22 protein-coding genes are annotated in these 24,306 nt (G+C 41.3%); 6 read left to right on the top strand and 16 right to left on the bottom strand.

Annotated elements, in window-relative coordinates:
- Positions 1–504: 504 nt before the first annotated feature.
- From trxA to Q0590_RS32185, 7 genes are all read right to left on the bottom strand, one after another.
- Positions 505–837, bottom strand: a complete 333-nt coding sequence (gene trxA / locus Q0590_RS32215; protein WP_465269400.1) for a thioredoxin — start codon at positions 835–837, stop codon at positions 505–507.
- Between the two features lie 139 nt (positions 838–976).
- Complete coding sequence (locus Q0590_RS32210; RefSeq protein ID WP_302041782.1) at positions 977–1,444, bottom strand: DoxX family protein; 468 nt, start codon at positions 1,442–1,444, stop codon at positions 977–979.
- Positions 1,445–1,525: 81 nt separating this feature from the next.
- Entirely contained in the window at positions 1,526–1,885 is a 360-nt protein-coding gene (locus Q0590_RS32205) for a nuclear transport factor 2 family protein (RefSeq protein WP_302041781.1), read from the bottom strand.
- A gap of 26 nt (positions 1,886–1,911) precedes the next feature.
- Complete coding sequence (locus Q0590_RS32200) at positions 1,912–2,490, bottom strand: flavodoxin family protein (protein ID WP_302041780.1); 579 nt, start codon at positions 2,488–2,490, stop codon at positions 1,912–1,914.
- Positions 2,491–2,563: 73 nt separating this feature from the next.
- Positions 2,564–3,142, bottom strand: a complete 579-nt coding sequence (locus Q0590_RS32195) for a Crp/Fnr family transcriptional regulator (RefSeq protein WP_302041779.1) — start codon at positions 3,140–3,142, stop codon at positions 2,564–2,566.
- 401 nt (positions 3,143–3,543) lie between these two features.
- Entirely contained in the window at positions 3,544–4,491 is a 948-nt protein-coding gene (locus tag Q0590_RS32190; protein WP_302041778.1) for a glycosyltransferase family 2 protein, read from the bottom strand.
- Positions 4,492–4,678: 187 nt separating this feature from the next.
- The gene (locus Q0590_RS32185; RefSeq protein ID WP_302041777.1) at positions 4,679–5,239 is read right to left on the bottom strand and encodes a class I SAM-dependent methyltransferase; all 561 of its coding nucleotides are present in this window, start codon (positions 5,237–5,239) and stop codon (positions 4,679–4,681) included.
- A gap of 58 nt (positions 5,240–5,297) precedes the next feature.
- Here Q0590_RS32185 and rffA point away from each other — a divergent pair, with 58 nt between their 5' ends.
- A complete protein-coding gene (gene rffA, locus Q0590_RS32180; protein ID WP_366970613.1) occupies positions 5,298–6,461 on the top strand; it encodes a dTDP-4-amino-4,6-dideoxygalactose transaminase in 1,164 nt (387 codons plus the stop codon).
- A gap of 62 nt (positions 6,462–6,523) precedes the next feature.
- On the top strand, positions 6,524–8,713 hold the full coding sequence (locus Q0590_RS32175; protein WP_302041776.1) for a hypothetical protein: 2,190 nt from the start codon (positions 6,524–6,526) through the stop codon (positions 8,711–8,713).
- Positions 8,714–9,163: 450 nt separating this feature from the next.
- Here Q0590_RS32175 and Q0590_RS32170 read toward each other — a convergent pair whose 3' ends face one another.
- On the bottom strand, positions 9,164–9,766 hold the full coding sequence (locus Q0590_RS32170) for a chemotaxis protein CheB (RefSeq protein WP_302041775.1): 603 nt from the start codon (positions 9,764–9,766) through the stop codon (positions 9,164–9,166).
- A gap of 281 nt (positions 9,767–10,047) precedes the next feature.
- Here Q0590_RS32170 and Q0590_RS32165 point away from each other — a divergent pair, with 281 nt between their 5' ends.
- On the top strand, positions 10,048–11,232 hold the full coding sequence (locus tag Q0590_RS32165) for a Gfo/Idh/MocA family protein (RefSeq protein WP_302041774.1): 1,185 nt from the start codon (positions 10,048–10,050) through the stop codon (positions 11,230–11,232).
- A 64-nt stretch (positions 11,233–11,296) separates the two neighbouring features.
- Here Q0590_RS32165 and Q0590_RS32160 read toward each other — a convergent pair whose 3' ends face one another.
- The 4 genes from Q0590_RS32160 to xth all read right to left on the bottom strand — a co-directional run bounded on the left by Q0590_RS32160 (position 11,297) and on the right by xth (position 15,411).
- A complete protein-coding gene (locus Q0590_RS32160; protein WP_302041773.1) occupies positions 11,297–12,214 on the bottom strand; it encodes an NmrA family NAD(P)-binding protein in 918 nt (305 codons plus the stop codon).
- Positions 12,215–12,481: 267 nt separating this feature from the next.
- Positions 12,482–13,771 (bottom strand): serine hydrolase domain-containing protein, encoded by a 1,290-nt coding sequence (locus tag Q0590_RS32155; protein ID WP_302041772.1) that lies wholly within the window; start codon positions 13,769–13,771, stop codon positions 12,482–12,484.
- A 93-nt stretch (positions 13,772–13,864) separates the two neighbouring features.
- Positions 13,865–14,506, bottom strand: coding sequence for a class I SAM-dependent methyltransferase (locus Q0590_RS32150; RefSeq protein ID WP_302041771.1), 642 nt, complete (start codon positions 14,504–14,506; stop codon positions 13,865–13,867).
- Between the two features lie 128 nt (positions 14,507–14,634).
- Positions 14,635–15,411, bottom strand: coding sequence for an exodeoxyribonuclease III (xth, locus tag Q0590_RS32145; protein WP_302041770.1), 777 nt, complete (start codon positions 15,409–15,411; stop codon positions 14,635–14,637).
- 169 nt (positions 15,412–15,580) lie between these two features.
- On the opposite strand from xth, the gene Q0590_RS32140 reads away from it, so the two are divergent.
- The 3 genes from Q0590_RS32140 (at position 15,581) to Q0590_RS32130 (ending at position 17,894) form a co-directional block, all read left to right on the top strand.
- Positions 15,581–16,447 carry a sugar phosphate isomerase/epimerase family protein gene (locus tag Q0590_RS32140; RefSeq protein ID WP_302041769.1) on the top strand — a complete coding sequence of 289 codons (867 nt, stop codon included), beginning with the start codon at positions 15,581–15,583 and terminating at the stop codon, positions 16,445–16,447.
- A gap of 337 nt (positions 16,448–16,784) precedes the next feature.
- On the top strand, positions 16,785–17,201 hold the full coding sequence (locus Q0590_RS32135) for a BLUF domain-containing protein (RefSeq protein ID WP_302041768.1): 417 nt from the start codon (positions 16,785–16,787) through the stop codon (positions 17,199–17,201).
- Between the two features lie 300 nt (positions 17,202–17,501).
- On the top strand, positions 17,502–17,894 hold the full coding sequence (locus Q0590_RS32130) for a response regulator (protein ID WP_302041767.1): 393 nt from the start codon (positions 17,502–17,504) through the stop codon (positions 17,892–17,894).
- Between the two features lie 86 nt (positions 17,895–17,980).
- Here the strand turns inward: Q0590_RS32130 and Q0590_RS32125 are convergent, their stop codons facing one another.
- From Q0590_RS32125 to Q0590_RS32110, 4 genes are all read right to left on the bottom strand, one after another.
- On the bottom strand, positions 17,981–18,946 hold the full coding sequence (locus tag Q0590_RS32125; RefSeq protein ID WP_302041766.1) for an NAD(P)-dependent alcohol dehydrogenase: 966 nt from the start codon (positions 18,944–18,946) through the stop codon (positions 17,981–17,983).
- 286 nt (positions 18,947–19,232) lie between these two features.
- On the bottom strand, positions 19,233–20,117 hold the full coding sequence (locus Q0590_RS32120) for a 3-keto-disaccharide hydrolase (protein WP_302041765.1): 885 nt from the start codon (positions 20,115–20,117) through the stop codon (positions 19,233–19,235).
- A gap of 142 nt (positions 20,118–20,259) precedes the next feature.
- On the bottom strand, positions 20,260–23,124 hold the full coding sequence (locus Q0590_RS32115) for a 3-keto-alpha-glucoside-1,2-lyase-like domain-containing protein (protein ID WP_302041764.1): 2,865 nt from the start codon (positions 23,122–23,124) through the stop codon (positions 20,260–20,262).
- Between the two features lie 180 nt (positions 23,125–23,304).
- The gene (locus tag Q0590_RS32110) at positions 23,305–24,243 is read right to left on the bottom strand and encodes a DUF6807 family protein (RefSeq protein WP_302041763.1); all 939 of its coding nucleotides are present in this window, start codon (positions 24,241–24,243) and stop codon (positions 23,305–23,307) included.
- Positions 24,244–24,306 lie beyond the last annotated feature (63 nt).

Raw genomic sequence — 24,306 nt, 5'->3', positions numbered from 1 at the left:
TCTCTGCTGTTCTTACGCAGAATTATTAAACTTAATAAACTTTAAACAGCTTCATTGAATCTAATAACTGCACCTAGATAAATACAATTTTGAGTTACCAGAAAGGGGCGAATAAATTAACTACCAAAAATGTTTGTTATAACATTAAACACAAACATTCTTTTACCTGTTAGGTCCAAGAAAGCTTTTCTGGATTTTTCCAGAAAAGCTTTCTAGTTTGTTCAGGGCACATAGGTTAAACGGGCAGTTTGTGTATAGATCTCAAAAGGTCGAGAAAAGCGTTGTTTAGCTATTTTCACTTCAAATACATACCTTCCATCCGGCAACTCCGAAACAGTGAACTTGCCGTTATACTGCCCGGCCGCAAAATGATTCTTTCATACACAAGTTCCCTATCCGAATTGCGGACCTGTAAGCTAACTGCCTCCTTTGCCGGATTCACAAATATAACTTTGAGCACAAGCGGATCATTACCCGACTTCTACAAGCTTGTACTATTAAAATTTATAGATACTGATTCAGCTTTTCTGCCATTACACGTTTAGGAACTGCTCCCACAATTTTATCTACCGGTTTGCCATCTTTAAAAAATAGCAGCGTAGGCAGGTTTCGCACACCATATTTAGCCGTAATAGCCGGATTGGCATCTACATCTACTTTGGCAATTTTAGCTTTGCCCGCATATTCTTCTGCCAGTGTATCCACTAAAGGACTAATAGCTTTACAAGGCGGGCACCAGTCAGCCCCAAAATCTACCATTACAGGCTGTTGAGATTGCAATACTTCCAGATCAAAGGTACTATCGGTAACTTCAATCGACTTTGTTTGAGTGATCATGATCCATTTATTGTTTTTCTGCCAAAGATACATGGCTCCTGGCTATCTCCTTTTACATCATAAGGACTTTTCGTTACATAATTTTCAGGTAACTCTGCTCCCTATAGGTAGGTATACAGATACTTGTAGTAGCCTGCGTTTATGCAAAGACTTGTTCCTGTTTTTTTGATTTAAAGAGCATCCTGTCAATGGAATAGACTCCTGCCCCGTTCACTACTATACCTAGTGCCAGACCTATGGCTAGTAAGAAATACTCAATGCCTTCACCTTTCAGATTGCCAAACCAATTCATAAAAAATCCATTTTCCCAATGTACACTGAATACAATGCCAGTCATGAGTAGAGCCATCAGTGCAGCCAGAATGCGGCTACCGAATCCGGAAATTAATAGTAATGCACCTAGGGTTTCCAAGAGAATTACCCCAAAGCCGATGATCCAGGGCAGGTGAATTACTTCTGTAAAAAATTGCATGGTGCCAGTAAACCCATAGCCACCAAACCAGCCAAATAATTTTTGTGCGCCGTGTGGAAGGATAACCCCTCCTAAGGTTAATCGAAGAATGAGCCCAGTGTAATCGTTGTGGGCAGCTAAAATGTTGTAAGTCATGAGAATAATTAATTTTAATTAAGTAGATAGAGTTACGTTTAGGAAGCAGGCTCATATTTTCTGTTAGGAGCCTGACGGGATTTAATTGTTGTAATAGAACTTCTCTTTAATAATTTTACCATCTTTCCATTCCTGTACAGAAACCTGGGTATAGTTGCGGATACCCCATTGTTTGTGTGTATAGTCGTAGTGCCATTCTACCATCGAATAATTGTCTGCCACCGTAACTTTCAGGGGATGTGCCACGCGGAACTCTGTAACGTTGCCTAAAAACTCTATTTCCCGTTGTAGATTGGCTTCTTTCCCAATCGTGGGTGCATTTTCATTTTCTTGCATTACAATGTCTTCATGATAATACTTCTGAAAAGCGTCCAGTAGTTTGCCGTCTAGCACCAGACCATTCAGGTCGTGCAGGGCTTGTTGGATTTCTGCGTGTGTCATTGTTGTAAATTGTTTGAGGTGAATAATTACTTGGATTGTATAGACAAAGACTTCGTTTGTACAAATTGCTGTGTACACTGGGCCACCCGCTTTCCAAAAAGAAAAGCCGTTGTTAAATCTGCCGGTGGCGTAAGTGTTTTCAGGGAATTATCGGATTGAGCCATGAAGCCCAGGTAACTTGCCATTCCGTTGGGCTCAGTCTGCTGAATACCTTCTGTAAACACAGGAAGTATTCCGGTACTTACCCAGATCATACTATGCTGGGCTGCAAACAAAGAGAGTTGAATGAGTGTATGAAGCTTATCTCCATTGGTCGTAGAAGAATTTGTAAATCCTGCTGCAATCTTGTCTTTCCATAATTGCCTATACCAGAAACTTCCGGTAAATTCCATAAACTTCTTAAACTCGGCAGATACAGACCCAAAATACGTGGGAGAGCCAAAAATTATCCCGTCTGCCTGGTGAAGTTGCTCGATCTGGGCGATAGCCTCACAAGTAGATAGCAGCAGTGTATCTTTGGTTAGTTGCTGGGTTCCACGGAAGATTGCTTCTGCTACAAGCCGGGTATGCCCATAATTGCTATGATAAACGATGGCGAGTGTCATGGCTTCGTTGTGTTGGTTGATGAAGCAAAGTTGCACTGGCCGTAGCCCGAAAAAATTGACCTAGTTTAAGAAATCACTTTCCTTGAAATTTTTTTCTGATGCGGCTTAAAAATTCTGGGGTTATACCCAAATAAGCAGCAATCTGGTATAAGGGTACGCGTTGTTCGATGTTGGGATATTTCCGGATGAAATCCAGGTAACGTTCATCAGCCGTCTGGCTCATAGACGAGAGTACCCGGTTTTGGGAGGCAATGAATGCATTCTGAATGATAATTCTAAAAAACCGCTCCATTTTAGGGACTCTTAAATACAAATCTTCCAGGCCGGGTCTATCTATTTGCAGTAACTGGCAATCTTCCAGGGCTTCAATATATAACCTGGAGGGTGCACCAGTCAGGAAACTATACATATCTCCTACCCACCAATCTTCCACGGCAAATTGGGCAATGTGCTCTTCCCCTTTATCATTAACAGAAAATGCCCGCAAACATCCTTGGGTAACGAAAGTTTCCTGCCGGCTTACCTCTCCCTGATGAAGCAAAAATTCTTTCTTTTTCAGCCGTTTTGGTTTAAAAGCAGCTGTGAGTAAAATAATTTCTTCGTTGGTTAACGAGATGTGTTTAGACAGGTGTTGAATAAGAAGAGTATACATACGCCAGATCAATTTCAGCTACCAAGTATAGCATATATAAAGTATGTAATTTACTTTATCCGTAATAGACAGTTACTTCAAATAGCAATATCCAAGATAAAGTTGGCATGTTTAGTAAATAAAAAAATGTTTTTATTATTTACTAAACTAATAGGCATTAGCGGTTCAAGACATAACATAGTTTGAATTTTTATTGCATATATTTTAAAAGTATAACTCTCCGTTTTTAGCCACTAATAAATCAAAATTTTTATTCAATGCATGCTATGATTCTTATGTGCATGCAAAACATGTAGCTATAATAGCGACTGACCCATGTGTATAAATAAGTAATTATGCAAAAGAATATTTCTTTGATTATTTTACTGTAACGTATTAAACATTTAGCTCCCTTACTTAAATTATTCACAAATTTTCTGTTGTTTTCCTCTTATTACCGTATCAATTGAGTACTGTGGCTTATTATTGATTGTTAAATAAATTCTGCCTACATATTCTCCTATAAGTCCCAAACAAATTAAAATTATCCCATTAAAGAAAACTATTAATAAAACGATGGTTATAAATCCTTCTACCTTGTGGTCATTAAGCAAATAATCTAGCAGATAATAAATGCCTAACAAAAAAGATAATATTGAAGCAGAAAAGCCTATAAACGTGGCTACCCTTAGTGGATACACAGAATATCCGGTAACATGCTTAAGAAAAACCGATATAGATCTTAGTATATTATAATTACTTGTACCGGCATATCTTTTCTGGTGTTCCAGTTTAATCTGAACTATATTAGAAGTAACACCTAAAATTATAGCATCAATATAGGGAAAAGGCCCTTTGTATTCTAAAATTTTATCTACCACACTTCTATGGATAATTTTAAATGGAGAAAGATATAGTTCTTCTGGCTTTTTTAAGAATTTTCCAGCAAGATATCCATTTAGCTCACTACCTAAATTTTTCCAAGATTTCTGCTTTTTTTCAAGGAAAGAGCCATAACAAACATCGTTGCCTTTCTTACATGTAGTATATAGTAAGGGAATATCTTTAGGAGAATGCTGGAGATCATCATCCATGATAACAATGTATTCTCCACGGGCAAAACCAAGTCCTGCCATTATTGCATTATCTTGTCCTGCATTTTTCTTTAAATTAATTCCTTTTATCCAATGGTAGTTCCTAGTAACTTCTATGATCCTTTGCCAGCTCAAATCTTTACTTTTATCATTTACTAAAATTAATTCAAAAGGTTTGAAACCAGCTAAATGCTCATTTATGCGTTCAACTAATTCAATAACACAATCTTGCGAATTATATACTGGTATGACTATACTTATTTCTATATCTTTCATCTGAATTGAAATGCAATACTGAAGGCTGGGAAACTTACTAATAAAATGCTATTATCTAATAAGTCAAATAATTAAAAACACTGATGTAGCAAGGCATAGACCATCCGTAGATATAACACTGTTGTTAATCCACATTATTAGTATTCAATTATGCCCTTAAGCCAACTTATAAATAGTGATTATTCTTTTAATACTTTTGCAGTTTTACAAGTATGTCTTTGCCTGTTCTTTGTACAACTTCTATGTTAAAGTTGAAAACAAATTTTAATTTTTCAAGAGCTTCTAAAAGTGTTACTTCATTATATCTGAATTCTTCATTACCTTTTCCAACTTTTGCTGAACGTCTTGCAATATACCCTATTAAACCGCTGCTACTAGATAGGTTTTTAACGGGCTCTGAAATAATTACAACTGGAGACGAAGCTAATATGCGTGAAAATACATCCTCCAAAGTATTGTGAAAATGATACAATGAACCCATCATAATACAAATATTGCTTTCAGGTAAATTTTTAGTGGTTAGTACATTCCCTTCAATAGCTTCGTATCCTTTGGCAACAGCTTTTTTGACAAAATGCGGATTTAAGTCAACTCCCACCCATCTTACTTTACTTTTTTTACAGTGCTCTGCAATATATGTATCGCCGAAACATAATTCCAGGACGCTAGAGCCAGGTGGCAATTCTTTTAATAAATTAATAACTTCTGTAAATCTGTTATTATATTTGCCTGCATACAATATATTCATAAAAAATCTATAAATAATTATATGCCTATATATTAAACTTATTTTACCCATTTTTCTTTTGGAATTACTTTTACCAAATTCGTTATTTTTTATGCTCTATTTTAATAAGCCGTATCTTACCGGTAATGAAATTAAATATATCCAAGAAGCCATCATTAAACAAACATCAGGAAATGGCTTCTTTACGAACAAATGTCACCAGTATTTCCAGGAGAAGTATGGATTTAAGAAAGTATTATTAACGACGTCTTGCACAGATGCACTAGAGATGGCTGCCATCCTCATCAATATACATCCAGGCGATGAGGTAATTATACCTTCCTATACGTATGTTTCTACAGCAAATCCCTTTGTGTTACGAGGAGCAAAGATAGTATTTGCTGACAGTTCTCCCAATCACCCAAATATTGATGTTGATTCTATTGAATTATTGATTTCCCCTAGAACTAAAGCGCTGGTTATTGTTCATTATGCAGGTATGGCCTGCAATATGGATAAGCTCAACAAAATAGTCGAAAAATATAATATTTTTTTGATTGAAGATGCAGCTCAGGCAATTAATTCATACTATAAAAACAGGCCACTAGGCACCTTCGGAAATTTATCTTGTTTTTCTTTTCATGAAACTAAAAACATTACTTCTGGTGAAGGTGGTCTTTTAGTAATAAATGATGAAAAACTCCTGAAAAGAGCAGAAATTATATGGGACAAAGGCACTACACGAGCTTCATTTTTAAGAGGTGAAATAGATAAATATACTTGGGTAGATGTGGGTTCCTCTTACTCACCTTCAGAGATGATCGCTGCATTTTTGCTTGCCCAACTTGAAAGCCTAATGGATATCCAAAAAAGAAGAAATTATCTCTGGGAAAAGTATTATTGCAACTTACAATCATATTCCAATAATGACAGTTTTGGGTTGCCCCAAATTCCTAAATATGCCACTCATAATGCACACATCTTTTATATCACTTGTAAAAATGCCAGTACGAGAAATAATTTAATTCATTTTTTGAAAGAGAAAAATATTCAAGCTTCATTTCATTATTTGTCGCTTCATAAAAGTAAGTTCTACTCCGAAAGACACGATTGCCGAATACTGGTTAATGCAGATTTTTATACAAATTGCCTATTGAGGCTCCCCTTATATATAGAATTGACTGATCAAGAAATCAACTTTGTGACGGATAGTATCATAGAATATTATTCATTATCTAATTGACCTGACACTATCTATCCCATATATTCTATGCGTAATATACTTTTAAACAAATTACCTTACTGATGGTCTATCCATTGAGAAAGCTTGCGAATGAGCTGAATCATTTTGATTTGATTATATCTATTTTCTTCTCTATTGTATCTTTAGGAACGGCCTTATTCTACTTTATAGGCCGGTCTGGTTTTGAAACTTTTTATTCCGTTATTATTAAAACAGCTGGCTTATGTTTTTTTATATTTCTTCTTCCTGCCTTTGTTAATTTATGGAATAGTATCTATAAAAAGAAAAGCTATTCAGCAATGCCAGGTTTTACTGCCTTCATCACATTGTTTGCCCTTGTGATTCTTATTCTACTCTCATATGTAATTCCGTTTGTTGGCAACTGGCTAACCATACTTATTGTTATTATTGGCTACTCTTTCTTGGCAATGGCCAGTGTTTTAATAAGTATTAAACACAAATTTGTATACATATTGCCTGTACTATGCCTAGTGATTTTATTTATCATGTGGTTTACCGGAAGAATATATAGTGACGGGTATCACGACCCATTATTTCTCGAAAACATGGTTGTGGGTGTATTTAAGCTAGATTCCATTTTTCATTTGTCTGTTGCACAAATGATTAAAACGTATGGTATTCCTAGCACCGGACTCAATGGAACACCACAACTAATGTATCACTGGGGAAGTCATTGGCTTTTTGCGAAGCTCGCCACTCTATTGGATATTTCCATACTAGATAGCTATCATTTAGTGTATCCTGCTTTATTTTTACCGCTGTACTTCAAGTTGTCTTTGACATTTTCTTACGACGTTTTTTTATTCAAAAATTCAAATCCAGTTATAGCAACAGGAGTAGGTTTAAAATTTTGGCTCACTTTTTTTATTCTTCAAATAGGTTTTTTGCCTTACTCCTTTGTTAATAAATGGGCAGTATCAGACTCATGGATAGAATCAGAATCTTATTCAATATCTTTGGCCTTCCTTTTTATCACGCTTTCCATGTTTTTGGGTTTTTATAAAAAAATTTCAACGGACAGCCAATCTAAATTAATTCTATATATCCTACTCATTCCGTTACTTTTAGGGTTTTTGGGCTTATTAAAAGCATCTATTTTAATTTTAACAATGGCCTCCTTTTTTTATGTTTTTTTAAAACTCAGGTTATTTAAAATAACTTCCTATTCCCTCATCCTATGTTTAACACTAGTGCTGATTTATTTACTTTATAAAAGTACTATGTCCTCTTACTCCCAGGCAGAAGCTGATTTTCATCCATTTCATTTTATTAAAACGCAAGTGATTGAAGACTGGAAAGGGCTATTTTTTTATGTACATTATTTCTGGTCTATACTTTACATATTTTTGAGATTGAACGAGCAGAATATACTAGATTTCAGAAGTTTAAAAGCTGCCTACTTAGAGAATAAATTAATTGATCTTGAGTTAATTGTTATTATTGCTGTCCTTGGTTTTTTACCCGGATTCGTTTTTGATATAAATGGTGGCAGTGCTTATTATTTCTCGGATGTACAGGCCCGCATTTCAATAGCTTTATTGATAAGTTTTGTATTAATAGCACAGGTTCAAAGCAGCACAATAGTTAATAATTATATTAGAAAGTTTGCCTTACTACTTCCAATACCTTTTTTTTTGATGCTAAACAATATTTTTTCAAAATTTGAAGATGGAATTAATAGAAACTTAACCAACAGATTAAACTTTGTCAGGTCTTGTAATATGGAAACTACATACATGCAAGAGAAAACTATTGATGTTATAAGTTTTATATCTGTATATCCCAAACAGATTTTAGAAAAGATAAAAGAGTTACAAACTGCTCCGACTGAATGTCTACAAAGCAATACTTTTTATTCTGCTTTAACCCATCTGCATAAAATCTCTACTCTACCTGATAAAGAAAAAATACATAAGTTAATTTATATGCCGCAAGCACAAACATGGTTTCTCAACCCTGGGCCAGTTGAAATAAAAGCTGCTCCATTTGTAATTCCAGGTTTAACAGGAATAAGTTTAATTGGAGGCATCCCCGGTAGTGAGATCGTTCCCAAAGGCCGTTATGATTATGGATATGCAAGCTATATCAATGAACAAGATTCCATTCTATTAAAAAGTGTGTCTAATAAAGAGCTGTGTGAGTACCTTGCCTACAAAAAAATACGTAATAAAGATGTATTAATTTTAAATCATAGCCTCTTTATAACAGATACTATAAAATGCTTAAAATAATTTTTGGTTGATCATTTTTATCTTATAATTATTAAACACTACTGATTTCTCCAATAAAGAATGAAGCAAAACTGTAAGAAGTATTCGACTTAGATCAAAATTTATCCTCAGATTAAATTTGATAAATAAGTCTATTAAAAGATAAGCCGTAGCTATGTAGTATAGATAGCTCATGATAAATTCCATGATGCCGTGATTGAAGCTTTGTCTAAGAATTAAATACGATAGAAAGCTTTATATTCTCAAAGAGCAGAATGTAAGAATTTATGAAACGTATCAGCTGCTAGGTACAGCAAGGATAGCCTAAAGCTCAGGTTATCAGCTATATTGTTATTATATTAGTATGAAAAAAAGTAAAAGCATAGTAGATTAAACCAATTTAGCTAAGAAGAGATTTTTTTAAGATTTTTGTATTAACCTTTGTATTTTGTTTTAATAATGAATTAACAATCAAGAGCCTTCAGCGGGCATATAGGGAGGAATTTGCAAGTGGCAGCTCAGGGCTTTTCCGATTCCTTCCGGAGAAGCGACAAAATCCGGATGATCTTTTGAAACAACTTCTGCCGGCATCCCTTTAAATTGAGCAGTTATGGGGTGCTGCACCAACACAAGCCCTCCATGGTTTTCTATTTCTTGTACCCCTTGTAAGCCATCGGAGCCAGTGCCAGAAAGAATAACCCCAATAGCCCGGTGCTTTACATCTCTGGCTAATGAAATAAAGAAATGATCAATTGAACGGTTGATTCTATCATCCTGCTCTCTGAGCTGCAAATGAAATTTACCACCTTCCAGGGTAACTTCGTAGCCCGGAGGTAACAAGTGCAGGCAATTGGCTTGTGGGCTGTCTCCCTGCCTAATCCATTGGACGCGTAAACTTGTGGATGATTGCAGCAGTACATCTAAGCGGCTATTGCTTCCGATAGGTAAGTGAGCAATCAGCACAAAGGAAGCATGATCAGAATTTGACAAAGATTCCAACAGCTCTTTTAAAGCTGGCAGGCCACCGGCAGATTGGCCGATAGCCACAATATAAAAGTGGTCCAGTTGAACCATAATAGTAGAGATAATTAAGTAAATTCACCACAAAGCCTTGCACCTATGGATATCAGCAATACGCACAACGCTGCTCCCAGGTTTAAAAAACAGGTAGGCTACATAAGCTTTTTACAGGTGGAAGGCAGATGATTTGCCATAGATTGCAAATAGTCATTTTTTCTGCTATCTTTTTGTAGCTTGCGTTGGTTCATCTGTATACTACTTGTACTGGCTGACTAACAAGCAAAACCTGATTTTTCTTTATCAGCCTGAAACTACTTACTATTAATGCCTTACCCATGAAAGCACAGAAGCACATCACCAGGAAAGATTTTTTGCTCCAAGCAAGTATGCTGGGTGTAGCCACAGCCCTAACGCCAGCAACTTTGCAGGCGACTAGCCCACCTATAGCTGATAAGAAAATACGTGTAGGTGTTATCGGATGCGGAAGTGTCTCTAATATGTATCTGCCCCACCTCTCCAAATCGGCTTATGTAGAACTAGTGAGCACCTGTGATATTATAGTGGAGCGAGCCGCGAAGGCAGCTCAAAAATACAGCATTCCCAACCAGTATCCCTCTATTGAAAAAATGCTGGCTGGCGTGCCTTTCGATTTACTGGTTAACCTCACCGATATGCAGGAACATGGCCGTTTGAATAAAATAGCCCTGGAAGCTGGTAAACATGTATGGAGTGAAAAGCCCCTGGCCAATACCTATGCGGAAGGAAAAGCACTGCTGAAACTGGCTACACAAAAAGGCATACGCATCTGGGGAGCCCCGGCTGTAGTAAATAGTCCGCAGTTTGCGTTTATGGCTAAAGCTATTCAAGGAGGGAAGTTAGGAAAAATTGCCGCAGCACATGGGCATTATGGACACCTGGGTCCGGAATGGTCGGCCTTCTTTTATGAGGAAAATGGCGGTAGTATGCCCGATCTGGCTGTTTATAATCTGGCATCTATTACTGGCCTGTTAGGGCCGGTGAAGTCGGTTGTAGCGATGCTCAATGTTATTACACCTACCCGAAAGGTAGAAAACCGCCCAAATCCTGTGAAGGTAGAAGCCGAAGATAATGCCATGATTCTGATGGAACACGCCAGTGGGGTACTCTCGCATGTACAAAGCGGGTTTAATTACTTTGACCCCTATGGCCATGAAGGCAAAGGACAAGAAAAGCCTACCATTTCTATTGTAGGCACCAGCGGAAATATGCACCTGATTGGCTACGACTGGGCACCGTTTGGCGTAGATATGGCTACAAAAGAACAGGAACAAACCACAAGGCATGTCACCGATGCTAAAACCTATGTCTGGCAGGAAGGAGCTTCTGTTATTGCCGAGTGTATGGCCACGGGAAAAGAGCCATTCATCCAGGCGGAACATTCGCTTCATGTACTGGAAATTATTGAAGCTGCCCGGGAGTCACAAGCCAGTGGCAGAAGAATTTCTTTGCAGTCAACTTTTAAATGGCCTATAGCCGTATAGGAACTAATGCAAGAAGATTAGGATAAGAAATACCAGGCAACTACTATGTATGTCTGCTGATCAATTAGCGGTCTGCCAATACTTCTTGTACAGATGTCCATTGAATATCCGGGTACCGCCCATTATCCAGTGGCTCTAGTTTGGCGAGCCCGCTAAACATATTGCGCAGGTACTGCATACCTTGCCAGGGTGGAAATACGTCGTCTTTCATCGGAAATAGCGCCCGAGTAACCTTTATTAGCCTGCCGAAACCTTTCAAGCTGCCTGCTTTAAACAGTTTAAATTTCTTATTATTTGCTTCGCTTGCCGCTTTTGTTAACCCTCTGGCACTGATTACATCCCCGGCAATACGCAGGTAACGTGGCGTGGAAGGGTCCAGGGCAGCAGCGGCAGTAAAAGCCGCTGTATCATCAATGGTAGTAAAATCTAGCGGCTGGTCGGCATTTTCCCAATAGACTACTCTTTTTACCGGAGAAAGAATTACTGGTGCTTGTCCGGTAAGCAGGTCAGTGAACATTCCGTTCAGCACAGAGGTGGCAGCAATGGGTGCTTTGTCGAGCCGCTGTTGAAATTCACGACGAAGGTCAAGATTGCGGTTGGTTCCCTGGGGCACTTTGGTAAAATCGATGGCAAAGTCAGAAGGAATAAAACGTGGAACGCCCGCTTCCACAGCCGCATTGAGCAAAGCGGTTTGCGCGTCTACAATTACTTCCCGCAACCCAGACAAGGCAGAAACAACACAAGCAGCGCCTTGACAGGCCTTAGCCAATGCAACAGCATTGGTAAAATCTACTTCCACAACGGAGGCTCCTACCCTCTGTAAATCTCCAACTTTTTCACTGGTACTTCCTGTACGGACCAAGGCCCGCACCTGGGCTCCACGTTCCAAAAGTGAGCTGGCTATGCGGCTGCCAAGTTCACCGGTTGCGCCGGCCAGTACAATCAATGGTTTATCTGCGTTGGAACTCTTATTCAATGCCATATAGTACGTAGTAGAAATTTTACAACGTATAACTATAGAGGTAGGAATATTGTTTAGAAACTGTACACTTTACCGGTATGTAAGACGACAGTTTGCAGAGGTTGGCATTGTTTGCTATTGATACGTTCTTATAAAAACGGGAATGGCCGGCGGAGAAAACTTCCCGACCATTCCCGTTTTTCATCAGTTTTTATACCTTCTACTATTACGTAATCAATAAATAAACTGTAGGATTTGAATGAATTGGAATCTAAATGTAAATGTAGGTTAATCATCTACGGCTTGTTCTACTAGCTGGCGGAACATCCAGCTGGTTGGGTCATCTACCGGACCTTGGGTTTGCTTTAATATTATGCCGATGATCTTTTCTTGGGGGTCAGCAAAATATTGTGTGTTGAAATAGCCTCCCCAGGAGAATGTACCGGCACTTCCTTGTCCGCCCGAGGCCTCTCCCTTCTCAGTTACGATGCCAAAAGCCAATCCGTAATAAGCATTGTCGCCCCCATACAAACTGCCTGTCTGGTTACCCATCATAGATTGAATGGTTGTGCGGCTTAAAATACGCACGCCATTTAACTCTCCTTCGTTCAGGTACATTTGTAAAAACGTGGCATAGTCTTTTGCCGTGCTGCTTAGCCCGGCTCCGCCGGAAAAAAACCGCTTCGCTCCTTTTACCGGATATTGAGGATCATAAAAGGTAGTAGGATAAGCGGTCCATTTGCTTCCTTCTGCCTTTTGGATAGAAACCAGGCGGCTTGCTTTATCCTGAGGCAAATAAAACCAGGTATCGTTCATTCCTAAAGGTTCAAACAGATGCTTCCGCAGATACACATCGAAAGGCTCTCCGGAAACAATCTCTATCAAATAACCTAATACATCCAGGCCTTCACTATAGGTATATTTCTCCCCGGGATTGTGATGCAAAGGTAGCTTTGCCAGTTTCTTCACACTCTCTTCAATACTTATATTTTCAGTTGTAAACAAGTCGGTAACACCGGCTTTTTTATAGATCATTTTAAATCGTTCGTCTCCATCAATTTCGCCATAGCCGATACCTGAGGTATGGGTAAGCAGTTGGCGGATAGTAATTTCCCCGGTAGCTGGTGTAGTGGTATACGAAGTATCCTGGTAGCGGAAGGTTTTGAGCACTTGCGGATTTTTAAACTCCGGAATGTATTTGGAAATAGGATCATCCAGCCGGAATTTGCCCTGTTCCCATAGCATCATCACGGCTGTAGAGGTAATGGCTTTTGTTTGTGAAGCAATGCGGAAAATATCATCCTTTTTGAGCTGCCGGTTGCTCCCATTATCGGCCATACCAAAGGCTTTGTGGTACACGATTTTTCCATTGCGGGCAACCAGCGCAACTACTCCGGGAAGTTTTCCTGAAGAAACGACCTGCTGGCACATGCTGTCGATGCGGGCTAGCCGCTCTTTGGACATGCCTGCACTTTCAGCCGATGCTTCTTTTAAGAGAGGAGATTTTTTACTGGATTTGGTTTGTGCATTTGCCAGGCAGGAAATAGCCAGCAATAAAAAAGTAAGTGTTTTTTTCATGCGGAACACAATCGTAAATAAGGAAATAAGTAGGTTAAGAAAATGTGGTAAAAAGCCAATATAAAGAAATATTACCAATTACATGCAAGCTGGTTATTTGAATCCGATTACAGTTAAGGCATCAAACTCTGGCGAAACTTCATCTGATTGGTGTTTGTGTTGAATAGCTTTGAAGCCTGCCTGTAGAAAAAGTTCTTCTACCTGAGGTAGTTCATAACAGGTAAATCCGTATTGGGTAAAGGCATGGTTTTTCATGGTACTAGCCGTCCGTATTCCGATACAGCCCATCCCGCCTGTTCGGAGAACCCGGTACAGTTCCTGCAAGGCACCCAGAGGATCATCTATAAAATAAATTGTATTCAAAGCAAAAACCTTGGTGAAGGTGTTATCCGCATAAGGGATTGCCGTAATGTCCCCCTGAACAATCGCTAGTTTTCCGGCTTCAATTAGGGTAGCGTACCTGTAGCTGGCTGCAAGAATCATATCTTCAGAAAAATCTACGCCAGCTACCCATCCATCAGAGGCTAACTCAACTGTTTGTGCCAGGAATTGCCCGTGGCCAAAACCTATCTCCAGCACCCGGTCAGTTGGTTGGATGTCCATTAGCTGGAATGCTTGCTGGTAGAGAAAGGCATTATTCTGACTCATCTTTTCTGCCACCAGTTTACCTAATTCGCCGGTTGGTTTTCTGAGCTGGGCAGCCAGCTCCTGGTCAGTAATTCCCTTGTTTGCCATACATATTGGTAGTTTAGATTTTGTGCCTGCTTCAGCCTGAGTAGTTGCCGGCACCTGGCCTGAATATAGCCAGGAATACTAAATTTACCTTCTGGGAGAGCAGATAAATCTTTACAAGCAAAGGTATACTAGCCGTCCGCTAAGCGTATCCAGGTAGGCGCATGATCGCTTGATTTTTCCCAGCCACGTACCTGATGGTCTACAGCTGCTTCGCTGAGCCGCCCGGCCAGTGCAGGACTTACTAATAAGTGATCTATCCGCAAGCCGGCATTGCGGCCATAGGCATTCCGGAAATAGTCCCAGAAGGTGTATATGGGTTGTTGTGGATGAAATTTCCGCAGAGAATCCGTCCAGCCCTGGGCTAATAATTGCTGGTAGGCCTGGCGCGTTTCAGGCCGGAACAAGGCATCTTCCAGCCATCGTTCCGGTTTATATACATCCAGCTCAGTGGGTATAACATTGAAATCACCGGCCAGTACCGCAGGTATATTCTGTTTTATCAGCTGGGCTGCGTGGGTTTTCAACCGTTCAAACCAGCGTAACTTATAGTCGAACTTAGGTCCGGGAGCCGGGTTACCATTTGGCAGGTAGAGGCACCTAATTAAGATTCCATTCACTCTGGCTTCGATATACCGGCTTTGTGAGTCATCAGGATCTCCGGCTAGGCCGCGCCTCGTTTCTTCTGCTGGTATATGGGGTGTCAGGATTGCTACGCCATTCCAGCTTTTCTGGCCATGCCAGATGGCTTCGTAGCCAGCTTCCCGAATGGCTTCCAGGGGAAATTTTTCCTGGGGTGCTTTTAATTCCTGCAGGCAAACCACTGCTGGCTTTGCTTGTTCCAGCCATTGAAGTAATACAGGTAAGCGGGCATTGATTCCATTTACATTATAGGTAGCAATTTTCATCCGGTTAGGTGTTGGTTAATTTGCTTACGAAAAGGTGGGAATGGTGGCTGCCTCATTCCTCCATAAAATTCAAATTTCTACGGCACAGCCCCCTGAGAAAGGATTATTTTACTAATAAACTAATTGGAAACAAGCTAAAAAAAATGTAGGTTACTCTAAACAAAATCCTATGCAAAGAAGAACCTTTGTTAAATCACTTATCATGTCCGCTTCTACTATGCATTTAGCTTCTACCATGTCGGCAACACCACAAAACAAACCCCTCGGTGCACAATTATGGACCATACGCGAATACCTAAAAAAAGATTTAACCGGCTCATTGGCTAAACTTGCCAAGCTAGGCTACAACGAACTAGAACTTTTTGGCTATGACGGAACCTATTGGGGAAAAACGCCGAAAGAGTTCAGCAAAATCTGCAGCGACCTGGGCCTAAAAATTATCAGTGCCCATTATGAAACAGGCCGGATAGATAAAGCAAAGGGAAGTTTGAAGTATGGATGGGACAAAGCGGTGGAAGATGCAGCGATGATGAACATTCCTTACATGATTTGTGCCTGGCTATTTAAAGAAGAACGTACCAGCCTGGATATGTACAAAGAGTTGATTGAGATGCTCAACAAATCCGGAGAAGCCTGCCGGAAAGTCAACATTCAATTTGGCTATCATGGCCATAACTTTGAGTTTCCGCCCATCGATGGGGTAGTTCCCTATGACATGATTCTTCAGCAAACGGACAAGGAACACCTGATTATGGAAGCGGATCTTTTCTGGATTACTAAAGCCGGTGTTGATCCGGTGGCGTACTTTAAAAAATACCCTGGCCGTTTTCCCTTATGGCATGTAAAAGATATGGAACGTGGATCGGAGCAATTTGCCGAAGTGGGCCATGGCATTATTAACTTTGACCGGATTTTTGCCGAACGTACCACCGCCGGATTAAAACACTGGTTTGTGGAGCAGGATCAAACAAGCCGGGAGCCGTTCGAAAGCCTTGCCATGAGCCGGGACTATATTATGAAAAAGAACTACTTGTAAGGTATACACTAGCCTCTAAGCTACCGTTTTTTTGTATTTGCAGGGAAGAGGCAATAGTTCTCTTCCCTGACGTTACCTCAACCTGATCTGTCCCTGGACTTCCATACCATTACTGGCATTGCTAAAATAACTACAACCCGTATTGCTGTGAAGATGGTTGTAACCTCACGTATGTAGGAATTTTACCAAGCATTCACCTAGCAACTAGAGGCAATTCAGCATATTGCTGCATACCTATACAATTGCCGGCAGCCTTTCACTTACTGGCTAGATACATCCGGTGTTGTAGTAGCCTGTTTGCTAAATCTATTCTCATTTATCAACCCATTTAAATTACATGCTATCACATTTAGTGTACGTGAGCACAAGAAAAGCTTCTTGTACTCCTCAAGAAATTGAAAAAATACTTGCCTCTTGCAAGAAAAACAATCCTTCTATGAATGCCACGGGTGTGCTGTTGTATTCTAAAGATAAGTTTATTCAATACCTGGAAGGCGATTCCAAGGAAATAGTAGCCTTGTATGACAAAATAAAACAAGACCACCGGCATGAAAAAGTGATGATGGTTTCGTATGGTCCGATCAAAGAAAAAGCTTTTCCAAGCTGGCATATGGCAACCAAACAAGTGGCTCAACAGGATATTGAATTCCGCACAGGTATCACAGCCGAAGACAAAAAAATATTCGATCAAGTGCTTAATGGCACCGAGCAGGGTGGCACGAAAGTGGTAAATCTATTGAAAAAGTTCTTCTAACAACCGACTACCCGTATAGAGCTGGCTGCTTTGTACGGGTATTTTTGTGCCTCCCCAAACCATATGCAGTGGTGCCTTTTTCCAGCCGAACAAACACCATTTCGTATCCAGCTCTTGACACACATCCACTCCATGCAGGAACGGCCGGTGAGATAGTAAACAGATTTATTTAGTATCCCTTAGGTAAACTACTTCTTTTCCGTAATTTGCCGGTTGAAACTATTTTACCCGCCTAACCAGCCTACTTACTATGAATTACAGAACACATCCTGCATTAAAGGATACGGCACCGAGTAGCCCATGAAAAAAATAAATTCTCTCTTAATTGTAGATGATGATCAGATTAGTAACCTGATTACTAGTATGCTTTTCGCCGAGTTACATGCACATACCCATATCCGGATAGCCGAAGATGGGCAGCAAGCTCTGGAAGAAATCAAAGATTGTTTAGATAATGACCAGAATTGTCCGGATGTGATATTTCTGGATTTAGAAATGCCGGGTATGGATGGGTTCGAGTTTTTGGACAAGCTGGAAGAGATCAACAAAAATCATTTGCCGGTTATCTTACTAACAAGTTCTGTACACACCAGAAATAAAGAAAAAGCAGGTAATTACCGGGTAAAAGCATTGATAGAAAAACCTCTTACCGAAGAAAAAATACAACGTTTACTGCTGCAGCTTTCTATATAAACCAACCTAATGATTTCTGGTGAACTTTTCGTCTGGTGTGGTTCTGTGTATTCACCAGTCCGGACAACTGGAATGACCTAGTCAGATTAGCTTTGGTAGGTTATAACAACGTTGCCTGTCTTTTCGCCTGTTTCTACATAGCTAAAGGCTTGGGCTATCTCTTGCATCCTATATATGCGGTCAATAACGGCCGTAAATTTACCTTCTTCCAGCAATTTTTTAATCAAAAGTACAGTTCTTTTGCAATTGGATGGGAAGGGAAATATCACTTTTTTGCCGCCAACCATGGGTGTAACCAGGGCCAATAAAGGATTTTGTATATGCGGGCCTAATTCGGAGGAGATGTATATACCTCCTGGCTCTAGTAAAGGCTTACACCTGGCAAAAGTACTCTTGCCAACCGCATCAAAAATGTAATGAAATTTTTCGCCTGATCTGGTAAAATCCTCTTTCATGTAATCGATTACCCGTTCGGCACCCAGAGATTCCACCAGGGCTAGATTTTTTGTTGCACATACAGCCGTAACCCTGGCTCCGAAATACTTTAGCAGTTGGACTGCGGCCGAGCCGATAGCCCCAGAAGCCCCGTTCACCAGTGCCTTTTCTCCAGCTTTCAAATTCACCTTATTCAGCATGTTATAGGCATAATGGGCTCCCTCCAGACTTGCAGCGGCTTGTTCATAGGATATGGGAGCCGGAATAGTAGCCATCGCCCGGTCTTGCGCAAGGGTTATATACTGGGCATGCGAGCAAACACCCAGATCATCAAATCCAAAAACCCGGTCGCCTACCTTGAAATCAGTAACCTGTGTGCCAATAGCTTCTATGATACCGGCAAAATCGGTTCCCAGCACTGGCTTGCTGGGCTTACGCAATCCGGTAAAAAAACGCATAATAAATGGCCTGGCCCTGAGCATGGCACAGTCTGTCCGGTTAACTGTGGTGGCTTGTACCCGGATAAGCACTTCATTGGCTTGCATGGCAGGTTTTTCTATTTGCCTGACCTGGAGCACACTAGGTGGCCCATATTGTTCATAAACGGAAGCAGTCATCCTATTTATACTAGGCATGGAAACATCCATAATCAAGAGCTAACAGGGTTAACAAACCGTAGGAAAAGCCAAGGTTTATTGATTGGTCTTGAGCAAAGATACTAGAACCCTAAGGTGTTGCAAGACTTTCCTTAGGAAAGGCAAATTCACTGGCTGACTGGTAGTTCCTTTGGCGAAAATAACAGCTATCTTATAGAACAGGCCGAAAGCAATTGCAGACAGTAAATGATCTAATTTCTATGATTAGATATATTACGTCAAGCAACACATTCACTGACCCATGATTTTATTTGGCCGTAAAAAGAACGGCATAGGCGGATGGCAGACTCTTGAGCGGCTTAATTTGTACATCTTTGAAATAAACCTCTGCTGCTTCGCTTTGTAATTGAATCTGGCCTTTGGTTAGCGGTACGTCTTTGCCATTTTCTACATACCGGGAGTTCTGCAATACCATTACAACCTGCGAATTAACCAGGTGTACGCTTTTGTCCTGGTAGCAAAGCAACTCTAGTTCGGTCCATTCTCCGGCAGGGCTTTCGTGGTTTTCGCTTCGCATACAGTAGCCTCCCTGGCTTGTCTCCCGGCCAAAAGGTAAAAACGGTTGCGTTGTGCAGGCTACACTACTCATGACTCCTTCGGAAAGGTAGGCTTTTATATCTATAGCCGAGTTGGCGATGCTCCAGTAATCGCCCATATGCCCCTCCATAATCTGAAATTCCTGGGACAGCTTCCAGGCTCGCCAGTAATCCACGCCACTCTCGCCAATAGAATGATAAAGAATACCAGAGTCTTTGAGTTTATTGGTGCGGGGCTCATATTTTTTATCTCCCCATTTAACTTTCAGCTTCAGGTGATAATTTTCGTATGACTGTTTGGTAAACACTGACCCATAAATTTCTCCACTGATTTTCAGCACTGGTTGCCCGTTTTCCTGAATCATGGAGAATACCTTTTTTGCATTCGTATTATAGCCAATAGGCTCAATCAGCGCCCCATTTTTATCTCTAGGTGGCTTACCCTGGTAGTCTGGTGTATGACTAAAACTCAAGTACATTTCCCAGTTAGTGAGTTTCTCGTCTAAGAGTGATGTCCATTCATCTTTCTCTTTCCAGGAAGATAACAGAACAAAAAGCAGAAGGGGGAAGAAACCGTTTTTTATAATCTTTGCCATATAAAATTTATCTATATGGCTCAAAGGTAATCCGTAGTTTGGGCGCAGCTCTTGTAAAAATTCATCATAAAATGGTAGTTTCCTTGCCTTCCTATGATATAGCCCCTTTTTCCGTAGGGTAAGATGCCCAGAAAGCAATATATTACTGAATTGAGCGTATGCGGATATTCCGCCATTTCATCACAAAAGGACCATTGTTCTCAATGCCGTGCATTTGCAAGCCGATAAAGCCTTTCGGGTGCGTTTTGTAGATTTCTTCATTTGTCAGATCTTCCACCGGTTGTCCGTTTACCCAGGTCTGAATACGTGGCCCTTTCGCAACAATGCGCATTTTGTTCCAGCCGTCGTTGTGCAAATGATGGTGCCCGTTCTGGATTTTCTCTTCTGACGAAAGCCAGCCAGTACCTAAAGCCTCTCCGTAAATAAGACCGGTAGTTGGCGTACCTGGCCGGTGGTTGCGTTGCATTTCTACCTGCGGGCCATGCACCCGGCCTGCCCGGTTTGTGTATCCCTCTCCCACAGTGACAGGTTTCACCTGGGACCGTATCTGAATACCGGAATTGGTTACGCTGTCTACCATTACTTCCAGCTCCAGTTCAAAATCAGCAAACTCCCTGGTGGTGCATAGAAAAGAATTTTCACTACCTTCCGCTGTTCTGCCTACCAATACACCCTCTTCTACAGTATACGTATGCGATCCGTTCATATGCACCCAGCCATCTAAGGAGGTTCCATTAAACAGGCTGATCCACTCTTTGCCCAGTAGCTCATCAGCCGGGGCTTTTGCTTCCTCTTCTGGAGAGTGCAAGGCAAAAGCAATAACGGAATCACCGGTTTTGGTAGCATTTTTACCTCCGCCACCTGCCACTATTACCAGGTATTGTTTCCCATCTAGCATATAGATACTGGGTGTAGCATACCCAGCCGCCGGCAATTGATATTTCCATAAGAGCTTACCGGAGTGAGCACTAAAAGCCCGTATTTTTTCGTCGGGGGTGGCAGCAATAAAAACCAGGCCACCAGCCGTAGCTACTGGTCCGCCAAAATTTTTAGCTCCTGTATTCCGGATGCCTTTGGCAGCCAGCTCGGGGTATTCGCCTAAAGGAATTTTCCATAAAATATCTCCTTTAATCAGATCCACCGCATTAAGTGTTCCCCAGGGTGGAGAAATGGCCGGTGCACCATAGGGATCTGTAAAAAAGGGGATTTGTACCGAGTACCGAACCTTTGCCCCCTGCATCTTTACCTCTTCACTGCCAGTGGTAGTACTTTTAAGAAAGCTGATTAAAGCATTTATTTCCTGACTGGAGAGTTGCGGGAAAGAAGGCATAATTCCTTTGCCCTGTTGCAGGATCGTCCGGATCTCTTCTTCATTCTTCTGTATGTTAACCAGTGAAGGAAATACAGGAGGATTGCCTTGTTTGTTTGTCCCATGGCAGGAAGTGCAATTTTTGTTATAAACCACCATCCCATGACTTACCGGATCGGATTTAGCTAGTTGTGTATTGTCATAAAACACACTTAATTTATTAATTGAAGGGGCTTCATTGGCGTTTACGTACAACACGTTTACCGAAGGGTCGAAAGATGCCCCACCCCACTCTACGCCTCCCTGATGGCTGGGCATAGTAATGGTACCTTGTAAAGATGGCGGTGTATAGATAAAGCCTGTTTCGTATTTTTTGAATTGCTCCAAGGCCTTTGCATACGATTCTGGCGTAACCCTGGTCAAATCCGCTTCATGCAGCGATAAACGGACTAATGGTGGCGGCTTCAGGGGAAAAGGCTGGGTTGGCCAGGTTTGTTCGCCAGGTACTTTAGAAGTAGGCACTGGCATTTCTACGACTGGGAACAGGGGTTCGCCAGTATCCCGGTCTAATACAAAGGTTAAGCCCATTTTGGTGAGTTGCACAACGGCATCCCTGGTTTTTTTGCCAGAAGTTAAGGTAACCAGTATAGGAGCCGGTGGGTTATCGAAATCCCATATATCGTGGTGAACTGTCTGATAATGCCATTTGCGCTGTCCGGTTTCGGCATCGAGGGCTATCACACAGTTGCCAAACAAATTCATGCCTTTGCGGAATCCTCCATAAAAATCATTGGCCGGCGATCCGGTAGCAAAAAACACCCATCCTCTTTCTTCATCCAGGGAGAAACCACCCCAGGGATTGGCCCCTCCGTATACTTCTCCGTCTACCCATTCCCAGGTATCGTACCCTACTTCTCCTTTTTGTGGGATGGTATGAAAAATCCATTTAAACTCACCAGTAACCGCATCATAGGCACGTACATGTCCGGGCGTAGAGGTATACTCTTCCGGTACTCTGGATGTAACAATAAGAAAGTTTTTATAGATGATGCCTGGCGTTGTTACTTCAATAGAAGCAGTGGAAGCCTCAACTCCTATGTTTTGCCGCAAGTCAATAAAACCTCCGTTTCCAAAAGTAGTAATCACTTTGCCGGTTCTGGCATCCAGGGCATATACCCGGTTGTTCACATAATGAAAAATCCGTTTGCCTTCTGCCCCTTGCCAATACGTAACCCCACGGCTCCGTCCCCTGAACGCCTGTTTATTTTCGGTGTATTGCGCAGCGTCAAACACCCATACTTGTTTTCCAGTGGCGGCATTTATTGCCACGGCATCGAGTTTTCCGGTTGTAAAATACAATAGTCCATCCACCAAAATCGGGTTGCTGTACATGGAAGGCCCCTTGAAATCGCCAGTATGGTATTCCCAGACTTTCTGTAGCTTATGTACATTTGCGGCATGGATCTGGGCAAGTTCAGCGTATTGGTTTGCCTTTTTATCGCCCCGGTAAATAGCCCAGTCCGTATAATTATCAAGCGGGTCTTTATAGGTGGGTGTAGGTTGCTTAGGTGTATTTTGTACAGCAGGTGGTATAGTAGCCGCCTGACCTGAAACTGGTTGTTGCTGGGAACCTGGAGCCTGGCACGATGCTACACATAGCATATAGACAAGCGCCAAAAAAAATGTTGTTGCTTTCATAAAATATGTACTAAAAGAGAGTATTCTGCCAGATATGCCAGCAATCTTTTTCTATAGCTGAGCAAAAATCAGTTTACCTCTTGGTAATTTTTTTCTAACAATAATAGCTGATAATCTTAATCAAAACATAGCTTCTGCCTCACTCCTCCTGACTGCTGATAACACATGTAGGACTTCTCACTACTCCTCACAACTATAGGCTTTCCACTGCCGGGTAAGCTCTGTACTATTTAACACACCAGTATAGACCACCAGCCGGTACCGGAAAACAGCACTTTTCCCCTTTTCAATTTTCCAGTCGCCTAGAATTTGTCTGGAGGGTCCAATTCCGAGTTCATTATCTACCCGCCACGGGGTTGGAAAAGCCGCATTCTCCGGATGGTCGAAAATGGCAATATGAGCCAGGTCGTTGCGGCCTTCCACTTGTATGCCTATATCTGTCCATATCGCACGTTGGCCCTCTGCTTCCTGGTTACGCTGTCCGGCTGCATTCATTACTTCACCATGAATGCCCTTATACCAAGGCATGCGCAGAAACAAGCCTCCTACATAAAACTTCGCGATCTGCACATCCATTTTAGCCTCTCCTTTCCATTCCAGATCCAGTATGTATTGTCCGTGCTGCTGCTGCATAGCCCAGGTTTGGGTTTCGGTTAACAAAGGTTGTTTATTTGCGTCCAACAGATGGTATACTGTTTTCCATTTCACCTGATTGCCTGTGGCTTGTACTACGGCTTCAGAAACTTTTTGCCAGTAATTGTCTTTCCAGTTCATAAAATAGTCGCGGCCGTTTACTTCTTTTAAGCCCCAGTAAAGTCCTGTCTGGTGTTTATGGTGGTCTGGGCTGAACTGCGTAAGAACACCTTTGCCATCTGGCGCGGCAATGGGATGGATATAGGGCCTGGTATTTTCCTGGGCCTGCTGGGTCAGGAGGAGCCGGTTTTCTTTTACATCTTTAATACGGAAGCTTCCGGTTGCTTCCGTAAACTCAACTGTTAATTCATCTTGCAGTAAGCCTTTTTCTCCGGGTTGCTTATGTATGGGTTGTGCATGCCGGCATCCAACCAGCAAGAGCAAGCAGAAAGTAAGCAGGCTAACAAATGGTATAGAATAATGCATCGTACTATTCAAGTAATTTACTTCCCCACAAGTTTATCAGCTTCTAACTGGTGAAGAATAATC

The sequence above is a fragment of the Rhodocytophaga aerolata genome (assembly GCF_030503435.1).
GTDB classification, from domain to species: domain Bacteria; phylum Bacteroidota; class Bacteroidia; order Cytophagales; family 172606-1; genus Rhodocytophaga; species Rhodocytophaga aerolata.
This window is presented reverse-complemented; position numbering and strand designations above follow the sequence as displayed.